We start from the raw sequence: 2,328 nt of genomic DNA, 5'->3' as shown, positions 1-2,328 counted from the left end.
GCAAGCAGCAGGCAGTGCAGGCGAGCATCGAGGACGCCGTCGCGCGGCTGAAGGCATCGACCGATCTGCCGGTTGCGGTGGGCTTTGGCGTGCGCACACCAGCTCAGGCCGCCGCCATCGCGCGCGTCGCCGACGGGGTTGTGGTTGGCAGCGCCATCGTCGAGATTGTCGGGGTGCACGGCGTCGATTCGGCTGGCCCGGTGCGCGACTATGTCGCCAGCCTGGCAGCGGCCATCGCCACCGCACGCCAGCCCGCCAACGCCTGAACAAGAAGGATATACGCACATGAGCTGGTTCAGCCGGGTCCGCAATTCGATGCCCTTCATCACCAAGCGTGAGACGACGCCCGACAACCTGTGGCACAAGTGCAAGGCGTGCGGCGAAATGGTGTTTGCCAAGGAATTTGAAGACAATCTGTCGGTCTGCCCCAAATGCGGCCACCATGAACGCATCGGCGCGGCGGAACGCTTTGCCCAGCTGTTCGACGACCAGATCTGGGAAGAACTGGCATCGCCGGTGGTGCGCGAGGACCCGCTCAAGTTCCGCGACAGCAAGAAATATGTCGACCGGTTGCGCGCCGCGCGCGCTGCCAATGTCGGCACCGATGCGCTGACCAATGCGCTCGGCCGGATTGAGGGCAACAAGGCGGTGATCGGCGTGCAGGATTTCGCCTTCATGGGCGGATCGATGGGCATGGCGGTGGGCGCAGCGTTCATCATCGGCACCGAGCGCGCGATGGCCGAGAAGTGCCCTTATGTCATCTTCACCGCTGCGGGCGGCGCGCGGATGCAGGAGGGCATCCTCTCGCTGATGCAGATGCCGCGCGCCACCGTCGCGATCAGCCGTCTGCACGCGGCGGGCCTGCCGTATATCGTCGTGCTGACCGATCCCACCACCGGCGGCGTCACCGCGAGCTACGCGATGCTGGGCGACATCCAGATGGCCGAGCCCAATGCGCTGATCGGCTTTGCCGGGCAACGCGTGATCGAACAGACGATCCGCGAAAAACTGCCCGAGGGCTTTCAGCGCAGCGAATATCTGCTCGAACACGGCATGATCGACATGGTGGTCGAGCGCAAGGATCTGCGCGCGAAGCTGGGCAGCGTCATCGGCTATCTGATGGCGGCGAAAGCGGCGTGAACACAAAGCCCCTCCCGTTGAGCTGCGCTCGTCTGCGGCTCAGGGGAGGGGTTGGGGTGGGGCCTGTCAGCGACGGGCGAGGCCACCTTGGCCCCTGTCCACATCCCCCTCTCCCTTCGCCGCTGCGCGGCTCTTCCCTCTCCCCTGAAGGAGAGAGGGCGAGATGCCCAAATCCTCGCCTGCAAGGGGAGGTGGATCGCCGCAGGCGAGACGGAGGGGTGTCGCCTTCTGCGATAGGGTGCCACCCCTCCACCGCTACGCGGTCCCCCTCCCCTTGCAGGGGAGGATTTGCTTAGTGGACCACGCGCATTCCTCCCACCCCGGCGTCCAGACCCAGCTCGACCGGCTGACCGCGCTGTCGCCGGGGCGCGACGTGCTGGGGCTGGAGCGGATCACGCAACTGCTCGCCCGGCTGGGCAATCCGCAGCATCGCCTGCCGCCGGTGTTTCACGTCGCGGGCACCAACGGCAAGGGATCGACCTGCGCCTTCCTGCGCGCCGCGATCGAGGCAACGGGGTTCACCGCCCATGTCTACACCAGCCCGCATCTGGTGCGGTTCAACGAACGCATCCGCATCGCCGGGCGGCTGATCGGCGACGATGCGCTGGCGGCGTATCTGGCGCGCGTGCTCGATGTCGCCGAGGGCACCGGGGCAAGCTTCTTTGAGGTCACCACCGCCGCCGCGTTCCTCGCCTTTGCCGAAACGCCTGCCGACGCCTGCATCATCGAGGTCGGGCTGGGCGGACGGCTCGATGCGACCAACGTCATCCACCACCCCGCCGTGTGCGGCATCGCCGCGCTGGGCATCGATCACGAAAGCTTTTTGCTCGCGCCCGAAGCGGACACGCCGGACGCGCCGCTGGAACGGATCGCGTTTGAAAAGTCGGGGATCGCCAAGCAGGGCGTGCCTTTGGTGATCCAGAAATACGCCATCGGCATGATGGGCGCGATTGCGGGCCAGGCGATGCGCGCTGGCGCGTTCGTCAAGGCGCGTGGCGAGGATTGGGACGCCGCGCTCTATCAGGGGCGGCTGCATTACCGCGACATCGACGGCAAGCTCAGCCTGCCGGTGCCGCGGCTTGCGGGCGCGCATCAGGCAGACAATGCCGCGCTCGCGGTGGCGATGATCCGCCATCAGAGCGCGCTTGCCATCCCCGACAGCGCGCTATCCGCCGCGATGGGCTGGGC

At 66.9% G+C, this 2,328-nt stretch carries 3 protein-coding genes; all 3 read left to right on the top strand.

The annotated features are described in order from the left end of the window. Positions 1-266: tryptophan synthase subunit alpha (locus tag ACEW8G_RS13745; RefSeq protein ID WP_373488972.1), on the top strand; the 266-nt coding region annotated here is incomplete at its 5' end. Positions 267-285: 19 nt separating this feature from the next. Beyond that, a complete protein-coding gene (gene accD, locus ACEW8G_RS13740) occupies positions 286-1,140 on the top strand; it encodes an acetyl-CoA carboxylase, carboxyltransferase subunit beta (RefSeq protein ID WP_373488971.1) in 855 nt (284 codons plus the stop codon). A gap of 286 nt (positions 1,141-1,426) precedes the next feature. After that, a partial coding sequence (locus tag ACEW8G_RS13735) for a folylpolyglutamate synthase/dihydrofolate synthase family protein (protein WP_373488973.1) occupies positions 1,427-2,328 on the top strand: 902 nt, incomplete at its 3' end.

Origin of the sequence: Blastomonas sp. (assembly GCF_041747255.1) — a bacterium.
GTDB lineage: Bacteria > Pseudomonadota > Alphaproteobacteria > Sphingomonadales > Sphingomonadaceae > Blastomonas.
This window is presented reverse-complemented; position numbering and strand designations above follow the sequence as displayed.

Coding starts and splice junctions, on each gene's coding strand:
- accD (WP_373488971.1), top strand. CDS start 286: ATGAGCTGGTTCAGCCGGGTCCGCAATTCGATGCCCTTCATCACCAAG.